Source organism: Sphingomonas donggukensis, from assembly GCF_023674425.1.
GTDB classification, from domain to species: Bacteria; Pseudomonadota; Alphaproteobacteria; order Sphingomonadales; family Sphingomonadaceae; genus Sphingomonas; species Sphingomonas donggukensis.
This window is the reverse complement of record NZ_CP098401.1, coordinates 1,267,218-1,284,539: the sequence shown is the minus strand read 5'-3', so window position 1 is coordinate 1,284,539 and position 17,322 is coordinate 1,267,218. Positions and strand designations below refer to the sequence as shown.

Sequence of the window (17,322 nt, the reverse complement as noted above, 5' to 3'; positions counted from 1 at the left end):
GGGCCGCCCCGGCGTCGGCGGGAGACGAGAGTGCGCTTCGACGATGCCCTGACGACGGTGATGTCGGCGCCCCTGGCGAGTCCCGCGTCGGTGCAGGCGGCCTGGCGCCAGCTGGTCGACCTGGCGGGGCGCGGGCGCGTATCCTCGGTCGAGGCGGCGGTGGCGGCGCTGGCCGACCTTCAGGCGGAGGTGCCGCTGGCGGTGCGCGCGGCGAGCGCGCGGGCGCTGATCGGGGCGCAGCCGCCGCTGGCGCTCGTCCGGCTGCTGGCGCGCGACGACATGACGGTGGCCGCGCCGGTGCTGCGCACCGCGACGCTGGCGCACGCCGAGTGGGTGACGCTGCTCCCCGAACTGGGCCCGGCGGCGCGCGCGATCCTGCGCCATCGCCGCGACCTGCCCGAGGGCATGGCGCATGCGCTCGACAGCTACGGCACGGTCGATTTCGTCATCGAGGGCGCGCCCGGTACCGCTGCTATCGCGACGCCAATATCGCTGCCCGAAGCCGCGACGCCGTCGCCCGCACCGGCGACGATCCCCGGCGATCCGGGCGCGTTCGTGTCGCTTGGGCGGATCGCGATGGGCCTGCCGGTGGTCGCGGAGGCGCTGCGCCGCGAGAACGACAATGAATCGCCGCTCGCGGCGGCGGATCATCCGTTCCGCATTGCCGACATCGTCGCGCGGATCGAGGCATATCAGAAGCAGGAGCCGCGCGCGGCTCCGCCGCCGCCCGCGCCCGCGCCCGCATTCGGTGCCGAGGGCTTCCGCTTCGAAACCGATGCCGCCGGCATCGTTCGCTGGGTGGAGGGGGCGCCGCGCGGTGCTATCGTCGGCGTGTCGCTGGCGCAGGCGGCGCGGCCTGGCGCGCCCGGCGTCGATGGCATCGCCGCGGGGGCCTGCCGCCGCCGCGCCCGCTTCGACGCGGCGCGTTTGCAGGTCGGCGCGGGATCGCCCGCCGCCGGATTGTGGCTGATCTCCGCGGTGCCGGGATTCGATCCCGCCAGCGGGCGCTTCACCGGCTACCGCGGCAGCGCGCGCCGCCCGCGCGCCGACGAACTGCCGCGCGCGTCGCAGGCCGCCGCCGCCGATGCGGTGCGCCAGATCGTCCACGAACTGCGCACGCCGACCAACGCGATCTCCGGTTTTTCCGAGATGATCGAGCATCAGCTGCTCGGCCCCGTCGCCGATCCCTACCGCGAACAGGCGGCGACCATCCGCGGCGAATCGCGCCGGTTGCTGGCGGCGATCGACGACATCGACACCGCAGCGCGGATCGAGGCGGGGTCGCTGCCGACGCGCAAGGACAGAGTCGCGCTCGACGCGCTGGTCGCAGAGAGCGTGCGCGACCTGGCGGCGCTGGCCGCGGATCGCGGCGCGGGCATCACGGTGTCGGGCACGGCGGCGCAGGTGGTCGCCGACCGCGATGCGCTCGCCCGGCTGGTCGCGCGGCTGCTGGCGGCGATGCTGGGCGCAGCCGCGGCGGGCGAGGCGATCGCCATCGATATCGCGCCCGCGACCGCCGACCGCGTGGCGCTGGCCGTCGATCGCCCCGCCGCGCTCGACGCCTATCCGGGCGAGACGATCCTGGACATCGCCGCGGAGGACTGCGCGACCTCGCTGCTCGGTACCGGCTTCGCGCTGCGGCTCGCACGCAATCTGGCGCGCGAGATCGGCGGCGCGCTGACGATCGGGCAGCGGCGCTTGACACTCACCCTGCCGCGCGCGGTAGAGCAGGGCATGGAGCAGGCGCAGCACCTCTGAGCGTGGAAGCGCGCCCGCCCTTCCGACCCGCCGTGCCGGCGCCGGGCGCGCGGCTCTGCTGGCCCGCCGAATTCGGGCGCCGCTACACGATCTTCGTCGATACCGAGGAGGAATTCGACTGGGACGCGCCGTTCCGTCGGGACGCGACGGGCGTGACCGCGACCGCGGCGATCCCGGACGCGGCGGCGCGGTTCACCGGGCTCGGCGCGCCGCTCACCTATCTGGTCGACCATCCGGTCGCCACCGATCCCCGCGCCGTCGCCGCGATCGCGCGTGCGCTGGAGGACGGGCGGTCGGCGGTCGGCACGCAGCTGCACCCCTGGGTCAACCCGCCGTTCGACGAAGCGGTAACGCCCGCCAACAGCTTCGTCGGCAACCTGCCGCCGGCGCTCGAGGCGGCGAAGCTCGACGTGCTGACCGCGGCGATCGCGCAGGCGTTCGGGCGACGGCCGGTCAGCTACCGCGCGGGGCGCTATGGCCTCGGCACCGGCAGCACCGCGCTGCTCGCCGACCGCGGCTACCGCATCGATACGTCGATGCGCGCGCGATACGACTTCACCGCGAAGGGCGGGCCGGATTACCGCGCGATCGGCAACGATGCGTTCCGGGTGGACGGGCTGGTCGAGCTGCCGCTGACGACGATCTTCACCGGCGTCGCCCGGCGCGGCGGGGAGTGGCTGCATGCGCTCGCGGGCCGCATCCCCCGCGGCACGGGCCTGCTCGCGCGCGCCGGCCTGCTCAACCGCGTCGCCCTGACGCCCGAGGACATGCCGCAGGCCGAGGCGCTGGAAGCGGTGCGCGTGGCGGTCGGGGAGGGGCTGGCGCTCCTGAATCTGTCGTTCCACTCGCCCTCGCTGGTGCCCGGCCACACTCCCTACGTGCGCGATGCGCGCGACCTGGCGGCGTTCTGGGGGTGGTGGGACGCGGTGCTCGGCCTGCTCGACCGACTGGGCGTGCGCTCGGCGAGCGAGGCGGATATCCTCGATGCTTGCGCGGTCGCAAACACCCCCGTATCGACCGACCACGCTGGGGGCCTGTAGCTCAACTGGTTAGAGCTGGCCGCTCATAACGGCTAGGTTGCGGGTTCAAGTCCTGCCGGGCCCACCAGCGCCGCACGAGAAATAGCGCCGCTATTTCGAGTTTGGGCTGCGCTGCGGACGGCGGGCGCAGCCCGACCGACGACGCGGGCTTTGCCCGCGGCGCGCCCACCGAAAACCCGCATCGCCCGCCGCGGCAAAGCCGCGTCGTCGGACCTTTCGCTGCGCGAAGGCCGTCCGCGCCGGTTGCGTGTCGCGCCCAGCTTCGCTAGGCGCGTCCGCATCCGTCGGGGAGTGGCGCAGTCCGGTAGCGCGCCTGCTTTGGGAGCAGGATGTCGCAGGTTCGAATCCTGTCTCCCCGACCATTTTCTCAAAAACTCGGCTGGTCGTCCTCGCCGGTGTCGGTGTGGATGCCGCATTCGGTCTTGTCCCAGCCGCGCCAGCGGCCCGAGCGGGGGTCTTCGCCGGGCTGTACGCGGCTGGTGCAGGGGGAGCAGCCGATAGACGCGAACCCTTGCGCCTCCAGAGGGTGGCGAGGCAGGGCGCGGGCTGCGAAATGGGCGTCGATGTCGGCGCGGGTCCAGTTTGCGAGAGGGTTGACCTTCAGCCGGTCTCCGTCGACTTCGAACCGGGGAAGCGCGGCGCGGGTGGTCGCCTGGAACGCCTTGCGCCCGGTGATGCTCGCGTCGAACCCGGCGAGCGCGCGCTCGAGCGGGCGAACCTTGCGCAGGTCGCAGCAGCCGTCGGGGTCGTAGGACCAGCGCAGGCCAGCCTCGTCGCGGGCCGCGAGCTCCGTCGGGTCGGGGGCCAGCACGCGCAGATCGGTCAGGCCGAGGCGGGTGGCAAGCGCGTCGCGGTAAGCGAGCGTCTCGGCGAAATGCTTGCCGGTATCGAGGAACAGCACCGGCACCGTACGGTCGACCGCTGCGACGAGATCGAGCAGGACCGCCGACTCCGCGCCGAACGACGACACGATGGCGACGTCGCCCAGCATGTGCTCGCGTAGCAGCGTCGCGAGCATCTCGTGCGTGTCGGCGCCGGTGAACAGGCGATTGAGCCGAATCGCGTCCGCTGCGCTCCACCGGGAGCGGACGTCGATGCGGTCGACGCGGCGTTGGGCGGCCTCAGCCATGACGGTGTTGCCAGACGGGCACGCGCTCATCGGCGGCGCGCTGATAGACGGCGTCGTAGCGGGCGAGGGCGGCGGCGAGGACGGTCTGGTCGATCGGCGCCTCGGGCGCGAAACTGTCGAAGCCGCAGCGGCGCATGAATGCCACCTGGTCGACCAGCACGTCGCCCTGCGCGCGCAACTCGCCGGCATAGCCCGCCTCCCGAAGGATACGTGCCGCCGAATAGCCGCGACCGTCGCGGAAGCTGGGGAAGGCAATTTCGACGAGCGTCAGGTGGGCGAGGTGGGGCAGCAGCGCGCGGGCGTCGTCGCCGGCCTCCAGCCGGACGGCGCCGGCATCTGGCTGGTCGAGGAAGGCCTCGAGCGTGACCGCGGGCTGCTCCTGCGGCGCGGCGTCGCGGTAGTTGAGCAGGTCACCCATAGATCGCCTCCTTGAACGGCTCCATGCCGAGCCGGCGGTAGGTGTCGAGGAAGCGTTCGCCGTCGGCGCGTTCGGCGAGATAGAGGTCGGTGACCTTTTCGACCGCGTCGACGATGCCGTCCTCCGAGAAGCCGGGGCCGGTGATCTTCGCGAGGCTGACGTCCTCGGCCCCAGATCCGCCGAGCAGGAGCTGGTAGTTTTCGACCCCCTTCTTATCGACGCCGAGGATGCCGATGTGGCCGGCGTGGTGATGGCCGCAGGCGTTGATGCAGCCGCTGATCTTCAGCTTCAGTTCGCCGAGGTCGCGCTGGCGATCCACGAAGCGGGTCGCGATCTTCTGTGCGACGGGGATCGAGCGGGCGTTGGCGAGGCTGCAGTAATCGAGGCCGGGGCAGGCGATGATGTCGCTGATGAGGTCGAGGTTCGCGTCGGCGAGTTCGGCTTCGCGCAAGGCCGCCCACACCGCGGGCAGATCGCGGGTGGCGACGTGCGGCAGGACGATGTTCTGGGCGTGGGTGACGCGCAGTTCGTCGAAGCTGTAGCGTTCGGCGAGGTCGGCCAGCGTATCGATCTGGTCGGCGCTGGCGTCGCCGGGGATGCCGCCGATCGGTTTCAGGCTGATCGAGACGATGCTGTAGCCGGGGTGCTTGTGCGCCGAGACGTTCTGGTCGAGCCAGACCGCGAAATCGGGGTCGGAGCGATCGAGATCGGTCGGCAGGTCGGGGACGAAGGCGGGTGGGGCGAACATCGCGCTGACGCGATCCAGTTCGGCCTGCGGCGGGTCGATGCCGAGCGCCTTCACCGCGGCATGTTCCTCGGCGACCTGACGCGCGTATTCTTCGGCGCCCAGATCGTTGACCAGGATCTTGATCCGCGCCTTGTAGATGTTGTCGCGGCGGCCGTGGCGATTGTAGACGCGAAGCGCCGCCTCGAGATACGACAGGATATCGGCTGCGGGCACGAAGTCGTTGATCTCGGGCGCGATCATCGGCGTGCGGCCCATGCCGCCGCCGGCAAACACACGCGCGCCAATCTGCCCGTCGCGCTCCACCAGTTGGATGCCGATATCGTGCAGCCGCATCGCCGCGCGGTCAGATTCCGAGGCTATCACGGCGATCTTGAACTTGCGCGGCAGGTAGCTGAATTCGGGGTGGAAGGTGGACCATTGCCGGATCAGCTCGGCCCAGGGGCGCGGATCGGTCACCTCGTCGGCGGCGGCGCCGGCGAACTGGTCCGAACTGATGTTGCGGATGCAATTGCCCGACGTCTGGATGGCATGCATCTCGACCGTGGCGAGGTCGGCGAGAATGTCGGGCGCGTCGGCCAGCTTGATCCAGTTGTACTGGATGTTCTGGCGCGTCGTGAAATGGCCGTATCCGCGGTCGTATTTGCGCGCGATGTGCGCCAGCATCCGCGTCTGGCGGCTGTCGAGCGTGCCATAGGGCACCGCGACGCGCAGCATATAGGCGTGAAGCTGGAGGTACAGGCCGTTCATCAGCCGGAGCGGCTTGAACTGGTCCTCGGTCATCTGGCCGGCGAGGCGACGCTGCACCTGGTCGCGGAATTCGTCGACGCGGGCATCGACGATCGCCTGGTCGTAGGTGTCGTAGCGGTACATCAGATCACCCAGCTTCCCGCCGCCGGATCGGCGGGCTTCAATGTCAGGTCGGGGCGCACCGTCGGCCCCAGCGCACGGACGCGGTCCTTGATGTGGGCGGGGCGGGGTCCGTCCGCGGTGGCGGTGGCGTCGATGACGTAGGGGGCGTTGACGCGGCGGGCGCCTTCCTCCGCGGTCGCGATGGCAGCGCCGTTCTCGTCGACGTCGGCGGCATCGTCGACGTGGCGCGACCAGCCGGTGCCGGTCCACCACAGCACATCGCCGGTCGGCAAGTCGTTTCCGGTCAACAGTTTCACGCCAATACCTCCGCCTGCGCGGCAAGTGTGCCGAGCCGGTCGTCGGCGTCGGCGAGCAGGACGACTTCGCCGACGACGATGATTGCCGGACTCTGCACATCCTCCCGCCGCATCATGTCGCCCAGGTCGGCGAGCAGGGTGCGCAGCGCGCGGTGGCCGGTGAGCGTGCCCTTCTCCAGCACCGCCACCGGCATGTCGGGGGCGACGCCGTCCGCCATCAACTTGTCGGCGATGTCGGTACAGGTCGCGACGCCCATGTAGATGACGAGGGTGCGTCCCTTGCCGGCAAGGCCCGACCAGTCCTGATCGGCGAGCCCCTTGCACTGGCCAGCCACGAAGCTGACCGCCGAGGACCAGTCGCGGTGGGTGAGCGGCAGCATCGCCTCCGCCGCGCAGCCCAGCGCCGCGGAGACGCCGGGGATCACCTCGACCGGCAGGCCGGCGGCGCGAACCGCCTCCACTTCCTCACCGCCGCGCCCGAAGATGAAGGGGTCGCCGCCCTTCAACCGCACGACGACCTGACCCAGCCGGACGTGGGCGACGATGAGCGCGTTGATGCCGTCCTGAGACAGGGTGTGGCGCGAGCGTTGCTTGGCGACCGAGATGCGGTGGGCATTTTCAGGGGCAAGGTCGAGCACGCGGGGGTCGATCAGGCCGTCGTGAACGACGACGTCGGCGACCTTCAGCGCCTCGACCGCGCGGACGGTGAGCAGGCCGGGGTCGCCCGGCCCTGCGCCGACTAGGATGACGCGCCCGCGCGCGGTGGGATCGAGGAGACTTGCCATGCCGGGGAAATGGGCCGGTCGCCGCGGGAGGGCAATCGACGCTTCCTTGCATGGAGCGTAGCGAAACTTGTCACGCGAGCCGGCGCCGTCGACGCGGCCCTAGCGATCCCCGTCGACGTCGCGCAGGCCAATCCCGATGCTCGCGCGGGCCTGGTCTGCCTCGTTGCTGACGACCGGATAGGCGCAGTAATCGGCGGCGTAGAAGGCGCTGGGGCGGTGGTTGCCCGACCAGCCGATGCCCCCGAACGGTGCGCCCGATGACGCGCCGTTGGTCGGGCGGTTCCAGTTGACGATGCCGGCGCGGATGTTCGCCCAGAACGCGTTGTAGAGCTGGGGATCCTGGCTGATGAGCGACGCCGACAGGCCGTAACGGGTGTCGTTGGCGGTGCGGATCGCGTCGTCGAAGGTCTTCGCCCGGTACACTTGGAGGATCGGGCCGAACAGCTCGACGTCGGGGCTCTCGCCGGCACCGGTCATGTCGATCAGCGAGGGCGTGAGGAACGGGCGGTTGTCGATCGGGCGTTCGAGATGGCGGATCGCACGACCGCCCATCGTCAGCAGCGCGAGGAAGCTCTCGGTCAGCATGTCGGCGACATCATTGTCGATCACCGGGCCCATGAAAGGTGCGGGATCGGCGTGCGGTTCGCCCACGATCAGGCGCGACACGATCTTCTCGATCTCGGCGAGCAGCGGGTCGGCCAGCGTCTCGTCCACGATCAGCCGGCGCGCGGCGGTGCAGCGCTGGCCGGAGGTGGTGAAGGCCGACTGCACGACCAGCACCGCCGCGGCGTAGAGATCGGGCTGGCCCCACACCACGATCGGGTTGTTGCCGCCCATTTCCAGCGCCAGGATTTTCTCGGGCCGGTCGGCATAGAGGCGGTTGAGCGCCAGGCCGGTGCGCGCCGAGCCGGTGAACAACAGGCCGTCGATACCGTCGTGGGCAGCGAGCGCCTTGCCCTCGTCCGGGCCGCCGATGACCATGCGGACGACGCTCTCCGGCACGCCGGCGGCATGGTAGCAATCGACCAGGAAGGCGCCCGATGCCGGGGTCTTTTCCGACGGCTTGAATACGATCGCGTTGCCGGCGAGCAGTGCCGGCACGATGTGGCCGTTGGGCAGGTGCGCGGGGAAATTATAGGGGCCGAGCACCGCGAGCACGCCGTGCGGCTTGTGCCGCAGGGCCATGCGCGTGTTCATTGGCGCGTCGATGCGACGCTGGCCGGTGCGCTCGGAAAAGGCGGTGACCGAGATGTCGACCTTGGCGACGACGGTCTCGACTTCGGTGCGGGCTTCCCACAGCGGCTTGCCGGTTTCGCGGGCGATGGTGTCGGCGAACCCCTCGGCACGCTGGCGCACGACGTTGGCAAAGCGGCGCAGCGTTTCGATGCGGAAGGCGAGCGGTTGCGAGGCCCAGCCGGCCCAGCCTTCGCGGGCGCGGGCGACCTCCTCATCGACGTCCGACGGCATGCCCCGCCACAGGATCGCGCCCGTCGCCGGCTCGATCGATACGATTTCCTGCCCCGCCATGACGCCTCCCTGCCGGGAAACGCCGCTAAAGCCAAGAGCGGGCTAGCGAAGTGCCTCGGCCATCGCGCGAATATCGGCGACCTTGGCGTGGAGCGGTGCCCAGTCGTCGCGACTGTCGATCGCCGCCCAGATCGCCTCGACCTCGTCGATCAGCATGGAGCAGGGGGCGCCCGACCAATAGGCGTGGGCGCGATCCTTGCGCGGGCGATAGGGGGCGACGCGCGCGCGGGGCTCGGCGAAGGACGGCGTGTCGGGCAGGGTGCCGCCGAACGCATCGAAGAAGAAGCGGTCAATACCGATGCCGCTTTCCCTGAGCGCCGGTTCGATCGCCTGGATAAGGGCGCGGTCCTCCGGCCCCCCACGCGGAGTAACGCCAAGCCGCCAGAGCAGCGCGTCGGTGACCGCCGCCTGGTAGCGATCGCCGAAGGTGTCGAGCACCGCGATCAGCGGCTCGGCCTCGACCAGCGCGCGCAGCGACACCGCCAGCTGCATCGTGTTCCAGTGGATCGCCTCGGGCTGGCGACCGAAGGCGTAGAGGCCGGCGTGGTCGAAATAGGCGGCGGTGAAGCCCGGCTCCCACGTCGGCGCGAACCGCCAGGGGCCGTAATCGAAGCTCTCTCCCGTCACGGTGATGTTGTCGGTGTTGAGCACGCCGTGGACGAAACCCGCCGCCATGTAGCTGGCGGCCAGCCGCGCGGTGCGGGCGACGACGGTGTCGAGCAGCTTCACCGGATCGCCCGGCGCGTCGCCGTGGAGGTGGACGAGCACGTAATCGACCAGCCGCGCCATGTTTTCGGTATCGCGCAGATAGGCCAGCCGCTGGAAGGTGCCGATGCGGATATGGCTGTGGCTGAGCCGGACGAGCACCGCCGAGCGGGTGGGTGAGGGTTCGTCGCCGCGCTCCAGCGCCTCGCCGGTTTCGATCAGCGACAGCGTGCGCGAGGTCTGGACGCCCAGCGCCTCGAGCATCTCGGTCGCGAGGATTTCGCGGACGCCGCCCTTCAGCGTCAGCCGCCCGTCGCCCGACCGGCTCCACGGCGTGCGCCCCGACCCCTTGGTGCCGAGGTCCATCAGCCGCCCGTCGCGGTCGCGTGCCTGTGCGAACAGGAAGCCGCGCCCGTCGCCGATGTCGGGATTGTACACCCGGAACTGATGCCCGTGGTAGCGCAGCGCCAGCGGCTGTACGAGGCTTCCCGGCAAGGGCTCGAACCGCCCGAAATGGCGGAGCCACGCGGCGTCCTCGAGCGTGTCGAGCCCGATTTCCGCCGCCGCGCGATCGTTGCGGAAGCGCAGGACGGTTTCGGGGAAGTCCGCCGCCGCCACCGGATCGTAGAAGGCGTCGCCCAGCTCCAGAATCGTGACGGCGCCTTGGAACACAGTGATGTCGCGCGCTTGCGGGAAGTCGGTCATGCGGCGATATGGGTGGCGATGGGCCCGACACGCAATCCCGGTTTCGAAGACGGTCACTGGACGTCGCACGACGGCCTGCGCCTGCATTATCGCGACTATGGCGGTGGCGCGGGGCGCCCGCCGATACTGTGCTTTCCGGGACTGACCCGCAACGTCCGCGATTTCGAAGGGGTCGCGCGGCGGCTGTCGCCCGACTGGCGGATCGTCGCGGTCGAGTTCCGCGGTCGGGGCGAAAGCGCCTATGCCCGCGATCCGATGAGCTATGTCCCGCTCACCTACATGCAGGACGTCGAGGCGCTGCTGGCGGAGCTGAAGATCGACCGGTTCGTCGCGGTCGGCACGTCGCTGGGCGGGATCGTCACCATGCTGCTGGCGGCGGGCGGGGCGGATCGGATCGCGGGGGCGCTGCTGAACGATGTCGGGCCGGAGCTGGACCCCGCGGGATTGCAGCGCATCCGCACCTATGTCGGCAAGAACAGCTGGCACCCGACCTGGCTGCACGCCGCGCGCGCGGTGTGGGAGGCGAACGGCGACGTCTATCCCGGCTATGTGCTGGAGGACTGGCTGGGCATGGCCAAGCGGCTGTACCGGCTGAATTCGGCGGGTCGCATCGTGCTCGACTACGACATGAAGATCGCCGAGCCGTTCCGGGTGCCGGCGAACGAGGCTGCGCCCGACATGTGGGCGATGCTCGATGCGCTGGCGGGGAAGCCGGTGCTGGTGGTGCGCGGCGGGCGGTCCGACATCCTGTCGCAGGCCGCCGCCGACCGGATGGTCGCGCGGCTTGGCGACCGTGCCGAATTGGCGACCGTGCCCGACGTCGGCCATGCCCCGACGCTGGAGGAGCCAGCGGTCGCGCATGCGATGGATCGCCTGCTCGACAAGGTTTTGCGGGAACCGGTGACCGCCTGATCGCTTCTCCCTGGGCATGCCCGAGGGAGAAACCATGACCGACCTGTCCGACGCCCATACCGCCGTCACCAGCCTGAAGGGCAAGCGCGTGATCGTGACCGGCGGCACCACCGGCATCGGTCGCGCGACCGCGGTGCTGCTCGCGTCGGAGGGGGCGAGGGTCTATGTGTGCGGGCGCAACCGCGATCACCTGGCCGACGCGCTGAAACGGATCAACGCGGTCGGCGAAGGCCACGGCACCGCGATCGACCTGGCCGAGCCTGGCGCGGTCGATCGGCTGTTCGACGCTGGCGTCGCCGCACTGGGCGGGATCGACGTTGCCGTCATCAACGCCGCGGTGCCGGCCCAAGGCCTGACCGACATGAGCGCGGGTGAGGTTCGCTACGCGCTGGCTACCGATTTCACCGCCTATGTCATGAGCGCCCACGCCGCGGTGGACCGCATGGGCGATGCCGGCGACATCGTGCTGATCGGGTCGATGTCGGCGCATGTGCTGGGGCCGGGATCAACCGTCTATGCCGGCATGAAGGCCGGGATCGCGGGTTTCAGTGAGGCGCTTCGCAGAGAGCTGGGGCCGAAAGGGATCAAGGTGTCGCTGGTCGAACCCGGCAAGACTGGCGCCGATTTCCAGTATCCCGACATTCCCGCCGAGAAGCAGCGCGAGATGATCCACGACGAGACGATGCTCCGGGCCGAGGACATCGCGGTGGGCGTGCATTTCTGCCTGACCCAGCCGCGGCGCAGCGTCATCCAGCAGGTGACGATCGTCCCGCGCACGCAGGACGGCGAATGATGCACGCCGTTGACAGGCTGGTGTTCGCGCCCGACGACGTCGATCTGGCGCGGTCGCCGCTGCGCGGGCATTTCGAGGACGAAACCTATGTGCTGGGGGCCTTCAACCCCGGCCTGACGCGGTTGCCGAACGGCAATCTGCTGATGATGGTGCGGGTGGCGGAGGCGCTGCGCACGCCGATCGTGGGCGGGCACATCCGGGCGATCCGCTGGGTCGATGGTGGCTATGCGCTCGACGCCTGGCCGCTCGACCAGGTCGACACCAGCGATCCGCGCAAGTTCATGATCCGGGGGGAGGGCTGGAAGGTGATGGCGCTGACCTCGCTCAGCTGGCTGCTGCCGGTCGAGCTGGCTGCGGACGGGCTTTCGGTGGTCGCTATCCATTACGACCGCGCCATAGCACCGCGTGCGAGCTATCAATGCTATGGTGTTGAGGATGCACGGATCAGCCGGGTCGGTGACCGCTGGCTGATGACGACGTGCTCGGTCAGCCCTGAGCGGCATGCGACGACGCTCTATTCGTCGAACGATGTGGTGGAATGGGCGCTGGAGGGCATCGTCCTCGATCATCAGAACAAGGACATGCTGATCTTCGAGGGGCTGGTCGGCGGCAAATACTGGACGCAGACGCGGCCGCTGGGCGACCTGTATTTCGCCTATCCGCCGGACAGCGAATGGCGGGCGGGGCCGTCGATCAACCTCGCGACGTCGCCCGACGCGCTGCACTGGAAGCCCTACGACCGCCCCGGCATCCGCCCCCATGCCGCCACCAATGCCACAGCGCGGATGGGGGGCGGCGCGCCGCCGCTGCTGACGCCGCGCGGGTGGCTGACACTCTGGCATGGGGTCGAGCCGTCGGGGGTGATCGGCATCTACCGGACCTATTGGTCGATCCTTGACCGCGACGACCCGAGCGTCGTCGTGGCGACCGACCACGCGCCGCTGCTGGAGCCCGCGCCAGCGCTGACTGCGCCGCTTGCGGACCAGATGTACCTCGACAACGTCGTGTTCACGACCGGGATCGTCGATGGCGGCGACCATTATGTCGTGGCGAGCGGTGAGGCGGATCTGGCGTGCCGCATCACCCATATCGCGAAATCGGTGTTCGCTTGAGCGAGAGCGCAGCGCCGATCATCGTCACTGCCGTGTTAGGGGCGGAGGATCATGCGCATCTCGACGGCCTGCGCCGCGCGCATTTTCCACTGGAACGCAACCATTTGGCGGCGCATCTTACGCTGTTCCATCATCTCCCGCCCGACGTCGCGCCGGAACTGAAGCAACGCCTGACCGCGCTGACCCGTGGGGAGGCGCCGCCGCGGGCGTGGCTCGGCGGGGTGATGTCGCTGGGGCGCGGCGTCGCGTTCCGCGTCGAATCGCCCGAGTTGGAGGCGATGCGCGCCGACTTGGCCGACGCTTTCGCCCCGCTGCTCACCCCGCAGGACCGCGCCGGGTGGCGCCCGCACGTCACGATCCAGAACAAGGTCGCCCCCGCGGTTGCCGCAGCATTGAAGGCCGAGCTGGAGGCCGGCTTCGTCCGCCGCCCCCTCGCGATCGCTGGCCTCGCCAGCTGGTGGTATCGCGGCGGGCCGTGGGAAGCGCTGTCGGTCCACAAGTTCGCTTGACCCCATCCGCACCCCGACCTATTGGGCGCGCCTTGCCAACGCCGGGGCGGAGTAGCTCAGTTGGTTAGAGCACGGGAATCATAATCCTGGGGTCGGGGGTTCAAGTCCCTCCTCCGCTACCACCGGCGTTGCAATCTCACTCGATCAGCGGCTTCGCGGGCACCGCCTTGCCTAGCCCGAGCGCATCGAGCCGCCCGGCCTGCGTCGCGGCATCCCCCACGATCACGTAGGTCATGCGCGCCGTCGGCAGATACTTCGCCGCCAGCGCGCGGACCTGCTCGACGGTCATCCCCTCGACCACACGGGCATCGCGCAAGGGGAAGTCGGTCGCCAGGCCATAGTCGCCGATCAGCGCCAGCATGTTCAGTTTGTCGCCCAACTGCTCGAACTGGAATGCGCGGCTCTTGGTCAGATAACCCTTGGTCACCGCGAGATCATCGGCGGTGAAGGTACGCGGATAGTCCGCCATGATCGACCGCGCGAGCGTTGCCGATTCGAGCGTGACGTTGGCGCGCACCGGGCTGCTGAGCGTGAACCGCCCGTCATGCCGCCAGCCGGTGAAGCCCGAGCGGATGCCATAGGTATAGCCCTTGCCTTCGCGCAGTTGCTGGGTCAGCCGCGACGCGAAACCGCCGCCGCCGAGGATATAGTTCATCGCCGCCGCCGCGGTGTAATCGGCATCGCCGCGCGCCGGGCCGGGGGCGGTGAAGGTCAGCAGCGACTGCTTGGCGTCCGGAATGTCGTAGAAATATAATCGCGCCTTTTCGGGCAGCGGCAACGGCGCGACGGTCGGCAGCGCCATCGGCGCGGTCGTCCACCGGGTGGCAAGCGGCGCGACCGACGCCATGACCTGGGCCTGCGTCACCGCCCCCGCCGCGCGGAACCGGGCTGTGCCGGGCGAAAGGCGGGCATAGGCGGCCTTGAGGTCGGCCATCGACAGAGCAGCGACCGAAACCTGCGTTCCCAATATGTTGCGCGCGTATATCGATTGTGGACCGTAACTGACGACGTTGGTGACGCGGCTCGCGAGCGCCTGCGGGTTCGAGCGTTCGTCGGCGATCCGCGCCGACACCGCCGCCTTGGCGAGCGCGAGCTCGTTCGCGTCCCAGCGCGGGTCGAGCAGCATCTCGCGCACCAGCGCCATGGTCGCGTCGTAATTGCGGGCAAGCGTCGCGCCGCCGAGCACGATGCGTTCGCGATCGGCGCTGACCTCCACCTTCGCGCCCAGCGATTGGAGCGCCTTTTCCAGCTCGGCTGCGGTGCGCGTGCGGGTGCCGCGGGTCATCATCCGGGCGAGCAGATTGGCGGCGCCGGGCCTGGCCGGATCGTCCAGCAACTGCCCGCCATCGGCCGACATCGCGAACTGCACGAGCGGCAATTCGCGGTCCTCGATCCCCGACACCGACAGGCCGTTGGCGGCGGTCGCCTGCCAGACTGCGGGCAGCGTCACGGCGGGGGCGGGGCCGAACGCCGGCTCCTTCGTCCGATCGATCTTCGACGGCGTGCGGGCATAGGCGGTGCGGCCTGCGGTCTGGTCGACCTCCGCTTCCGCGCCCTGCACGATCGGTTCAGTCGCGGGCACGACCATCGTTGCGCCGGTGAGTGCCAGCGCCGGCTGCCCCTTGGGCACCGCGCTGACCGAGACATTGGGCCGCCCGGCGATGTAGCGGCGGAACACGCGGTCGATGTCGGCCGGGGTCAGCGCGAGGAGGCGACGAAGGTACACGTCGAGAAATTCGGGGTCACCGGTCTGCGCCTCATACCGGGCGATCGTCGTCGCCTTGCCGTCGACATCGCCGATACCAGCATAGATCGCCGCCTCGCGCAGCGTCTTGACGCGGGCGAGCGCGGCAGGGTCGACCCCGGCGGTGCCGAACTGCGCCAGACCGGCATCGATGGCCGCCCGCACCGCGTCGAGCTTGACCCCGTCATAGGCGCGCACGCTCAGCATCGCCTCGCCCGCGATTTCGCTGTCGTAACTGCCCATCGATACGGCGTCGGTCAGCTTGCGATCCTCGACCAGCAGCTTCGTCAGCGGCGCGTCGCGTCCGTCGGTCAGCAGGTCGTACAGCGCCTCCAGCGCGACATAGTCGGGGTCGGCGATGCCGACGGTGGGCCAGGCGATCGTGAGCTGGGGCAGCTTGGCGTAGCTGTCCTCATAGGCGAGCGACTTCGACGCGGTGAGGGCAACGGGGCGCTTGGCGGGCCGCACCGCAATCTCGCCGCGAGGAATCTCGCCGAAGTATCTGGCAACCCACGCCTTCGCCTGCGCCGGGTCGAAGTCGCCGGCGATCGTCAGCGTCGCGTTGTTGGGCGTGTACCAGCGGCGGTAGAAGTCCTGCACGTCGCTCAGCTGCGCGGCATCCAAATCGGCCATCGATCCGATAACGGGCCAGTTATACGGGTGGTCGGCGGGGTAGAGCGCCGCGGTCAGCAACTCCTGGACGTGGCCGAACGCGCGGTTGTCGACCGACTGGCGCTTCTCGTTCTTGACGACCTGCTTCTCCTTCTGGAGCACCGCGGGCGTTACCGTCTTGATGAAATAGCCGAGCTTGTCGGCCTCCGCCCAGATCATCTTCTCCAGCGCGTCGCGGGGCACTTCCTGATTGTACACGGTCCAGTCGCGGCTGGTGCTGCCGTTGGCGCCGGTGCCGCCGACCCGCGCCGACAATTTGTCGAGCCCGCCGGGGCCGAGGTTTTCCGAATTCAGGAAGAACAGATGCTCGAACATGTGCGCAAAGCCCGTGCGCCCCTTCACCTCGCGCGACGAGCCGACATGCGCCGCGAGCACGACCGAGACGACCGGATCGGAGCGGTCGATGTGAAAGATGACCTTCAGGCCGTTGGGCAGCGTGTAGCTGGTCGCGGGCAGCACCTTCGCCGGCTGCGGCGCGGTCGTGCGGGCGGTGGCGGGCGCGACGATCGCGGTCGATAGGGCGAGCGCGGTGAGCAGGCGGCGTGCGTTGGTCATGGTGATCCCCGATTGATTGCTGCCAAGGTGTCGCGTGGGGGCGCGGCGGTCAAACCCTTACATCCGTTCGCCTCGAGTAGTCGTCGAGCTTGTCGAGACGACGTATCGAGAGGTCCTTGTGCGGGGAGACGATCTCTCGATACGGGCTCTCGACAGGCTCGATCCCTACTCGAGACGAACGGATTGAGGTGGGTCCGCGCCGACTATGCGCCGCCCGTCGCGTCGCATATGCGTCTCGCGAGAATCGAACGGGGAGGCGGCATGACCTATGAGACGATCCTGAGCGAGCGGCGCGGCGATGTGCTGGTCGTCACGATCAACCGGCCCGATCGGCTGAACGCAGCTCCTCCGTCGACCTTCGACGAGATCCGCGACGCGCTCGCCAATCTGGACGGTGCGCGCGCGGTGTTGCTGACGGGCGCGGGGCGGGGGTTCTGCTCGGGCGCCGACGTCGCGGGTGGATCGATGCAGTCCGATGACCCCGCGCAGGCGACATTTGCGGCGCTGACCGAGCATTACAACCCGACCTTGGCTGCGATCGCGGCGCTCGACGTACCGGTGATCAGCGCCGTGCGCGGGCCGGCGGCGGGGATCGGGTGCAGCCTGGCGCTCGCCGCCGACCTCTGCGTCGCCAGCGAAACCGCCTATTTCCTGGAGGCGTTCGTGAACATCGGGCTAGTGCCGGACGGTGGCGCCAGCTGGATGCTACCGCGGCTTATCGGACGGGCGCGGGCGCTGGAAATGGTGCTGTTGGGCGAGCGGGTGCCGGCGGCCAAGGCGCTGGATTGGGGCATGATCCACCGGGTCGTCGCCGACGATGCGCTGGATGGCGAGGCGTTTGCGCTCGCCGAGCGGCTGGCGGCGGGGCCGACGCTGGCGCTGGGTCTGATGCGGCGCGCGGTGGGCGATGCGCTGGAGAGCGGGTACGCCGCCGCGATGGCGCGCGAGGCGGCGGACCAGCGCACCGCGCGCAGCACCGCCGATTCGATCGAGGGCGGCATGGCTTTCCTTGCCAAGCGCAAACCTGCCTTTCGCGGACGATAA

General features: G+C 69.7%; 15 protein-coding genes and 3 tRNA genes. 10 read left to right on the top strand and 8 right to left on the bottom strand.

Translation table 11 applies throughout. The annotated features are described in order from the left end of the window. The first annotated feature begins 30 nt into the window (after positions 1-30). The 4 genes from M9980_RS06280 to M9980_RS06265 all read left to right on the top strand — a co-directional run bounded on the left by M9980_RS06280 (position 31) and on the right by M9980_RS06265 (position 3,160). A complete protein-coding gene (locus tag M9980_RS06280) occupies positions 31-1,758 on the top strand; it encodes a sensor histidine kinase (RefSeq protein ID WP_250754504.1) in 1,728 nt (575 codons plus the stop codon). Between the two features lie 2 nt (positions 1,759-1,760). Beyond that, entirely contained in the window at positions 1,761-2,798 is a 1,038-nt protein-coding gene (locus tag M9980_RS06275; protein ID WP_250754502.1) for a polysaccharide deacetylase family protein, read from the top strand. Next, positions 2,789-2,865, top strand: a tRNA-Ile gene (locus M9980_RS06270). Before M9980_RS06275 ends, M9980_RS06270 begins: the two co-directional genes overlap by 10 nt. A 218-nt stretch (positions 2,866-3,083) precedes the next feature. Next, positions 3,084-3,160: transfer RNA gene (locus M9980_RS06265), tRNA-Pro, on the top strand. A gap of 5 nt (positions 3,161-3,165) precedes the next feature. Here M9980_RS06265 and M9980_RS06260 read toward each other — a convergent pair. The 7 genes from M9980_RS06260 to M9980_RS06230 all read right to left on the bottom strand — a co-directional run bounded on the left by M9980_RS06260 (position 3,166) and on the right by M9980_RS06230 (position 9,981). Continuing rightward, the gene (locus M9980_RS06260) at positions 3,166-3,927 is read right to left on the bottom strand and encodes a phosphoadenylyl-sulfate reductase (RefSeq protein WP_250754500.1); all 762 of its coding nucleotides are present in this window, start codon (positions 3,925-3,927) and stop codon (positions 3,166-3,168) included. Continuing rightward, entirely contained in the window at positions 3,920-4,345 is a 426-nt protein-coding gene (locus tag M9980_RS06255) for a DUF934 domain-containing protein (protein ID WP_250754498.1), read from the bottom strand. Before M9980_RS06255 ends, M9980_RS06260 begins: the two co-directional genes overlap by 8 nt. After that, positions 4,338-5,963 (bottom strand): nitrite/sulfite reductase, encoded by a 1,626-nt coding sequence (locus M9980_RS06250; RefSeq protein ID WP_250754496.1) that lies wholly within the window; start codon positions 5,961-5,963, stop codon positions 4,338-4,340. The genes M9980_RS06255 and M9980_RS06250 overlap by 8 nt, the downstream gene beginning before the upstream one ends. Continuing rightward, entirely contained in the window at positions 5,963-6,259 is a 297-nt protein-coding gene (locus M9980_RS06245) for a DUF2849 domain-containing protein (protein WP_250754494.1), read from the bottom strand. The genes M9980_RS06250 and M9980_RS06245 overlap by 1 nt, the downstream gene beginning before the upstream one ends. Further along, positions 6,256-7,044 carry a uroporphyrinogen-III C-methyltransferase gene (gene cobA, locus M9980_RS06240; RefSeq protein ID WP_250754493.1) on the bottom strand — a complete coding sequence of 263 codons (789 nt, stop codon included), beginning with the start codon at positions 7,042-7,044 and terminating at the stop codon, positions 6,256-6,258. Before cobA ends, M9980_RS06245 begins: the two co-directional genes overlap by 4 nt. A 99-nt stretch (positions 7,045-7,143) precedes the next feature. Beyond that, positions 7,144-8,571, bottom strand: coding sequence for a succinylglutamate-semialdehyde dehydrogenase (astD, locus tag M9980_RS06235; RefSeq protein WP_250754491.1), 1,428 nt, complete (start codon positions 8,569-8,571; stop codon positions 7,144-7,146). Positions 8,572-8,613: 42 nt separating this feature from the next. After that, entirely contained in the window at positions 8,614-9,981 is a 1,368-nt protein-coding gene (locus M9980_RS06230) for a protein adenylyltransferase SelO (RefSeq protein WP_250754490.1), read from the bottom strand. 18 nt (positions 9,982-9,999) lie between these two features. On the opposite strand from M9980_RS06230, the gene M9980_RS06225 reads away from it, so the two are divergent. The 5 genes from M9980_RS06225 to M9980_RS06205 all read left to right on the top strand — a co-directional run bounded on the left by M9980_RS06225 (position 10,000) and on the right by M9980_RS06205 (position 13,429). Continuing rightward, entirely contained in the window at positions 10,000-10,893 is an 894-nt protein-coding gene (locus M9980_RS06225) for an alpha/beta fold hydrolase (RefSeq protein ID WP_250754488.1), read from the top strand. 34 nt (positions 10,894-10,927) lie between these two features. Further along, the gene (locus tag M9980_RS06220; RefSeq protein WP_250754486.1) at positions 10,928-11,686 is read left to right on the top strand and encodes an SDR family oxidoreductase; all 759 of its coding nucleotides are present in this window, start codon (positions 10,928-10,930) and stop codon (positions 11,684-11,686) included. Continuing rightward, complete coding sequence (locus tag M9980_RS06215) at positions 11,683-12,798, top strand: glycoside hydrolase family 130 protein (RefSeq protein WP_250754484.1); 1,116 nt, start codon at positions 11,683-11,685, stop codon at positions 12,796-12,798. Before M9980_RS06220 ends, M9980_RS06215 begins: the two co-directional genes overlap by 4 nt. Beyond that, the gene (locus M9980_RS06210) at positions 12,795-13,307 is read left to right on the top strand and encodes a 2'-5' RNA ligase family protein (protein WP_250754483.1); all 513 of its coding nucleotides are present in this window, start codon (positions 12,795-12,797) and stop codon (positions 13,305-13,307) included. The genes M9980_RS06215 and M9980_RS06210 overlap by 4 nt, the downstream gene beginning before the upstream one ends. Positions 13,308-13,352: 45 nt before the next feature. After that, positions 13,353-13,429: transfer RNA gene (locus M9980_RS06205), tRNA-Met, on the top strand. A 14-nt stretch (positions 13,430-13,443) separates the two neighbouring features. On the opposite strand, the gene M9980_RS06200 is transcribed toward M9980_RS06205, so the two are convergent. Beyond that, positions 13,444-16,278 carry a M16 family metallopeptidase gene (locus M9980_RS06200; RefSeq protein ID WP_250754481.1) on the bottom strand — a complete coding sequence of 945 codons (2,835 nt, stop codon included), beginning with the start codon at positions 16,276-16,278 and terminating at the stop codon, positions 13,444-13,446. Between the two features lie 261 nt (positions 16,279-16,539). On the opposite strand from M9980_RS06200, the gene M9980_RS06195 reads away from it, so the two are divergent. Continuing rightward, positions 16,540-17,322, top strand: a complete 783-nt coding sequence (locus M9980_RS06195; protein ID WP_250754479.1) for an enoyl-CoA hydratase-related protein — start codon at positions 16,540-16,542, stop codon at positions 17,320-17,322.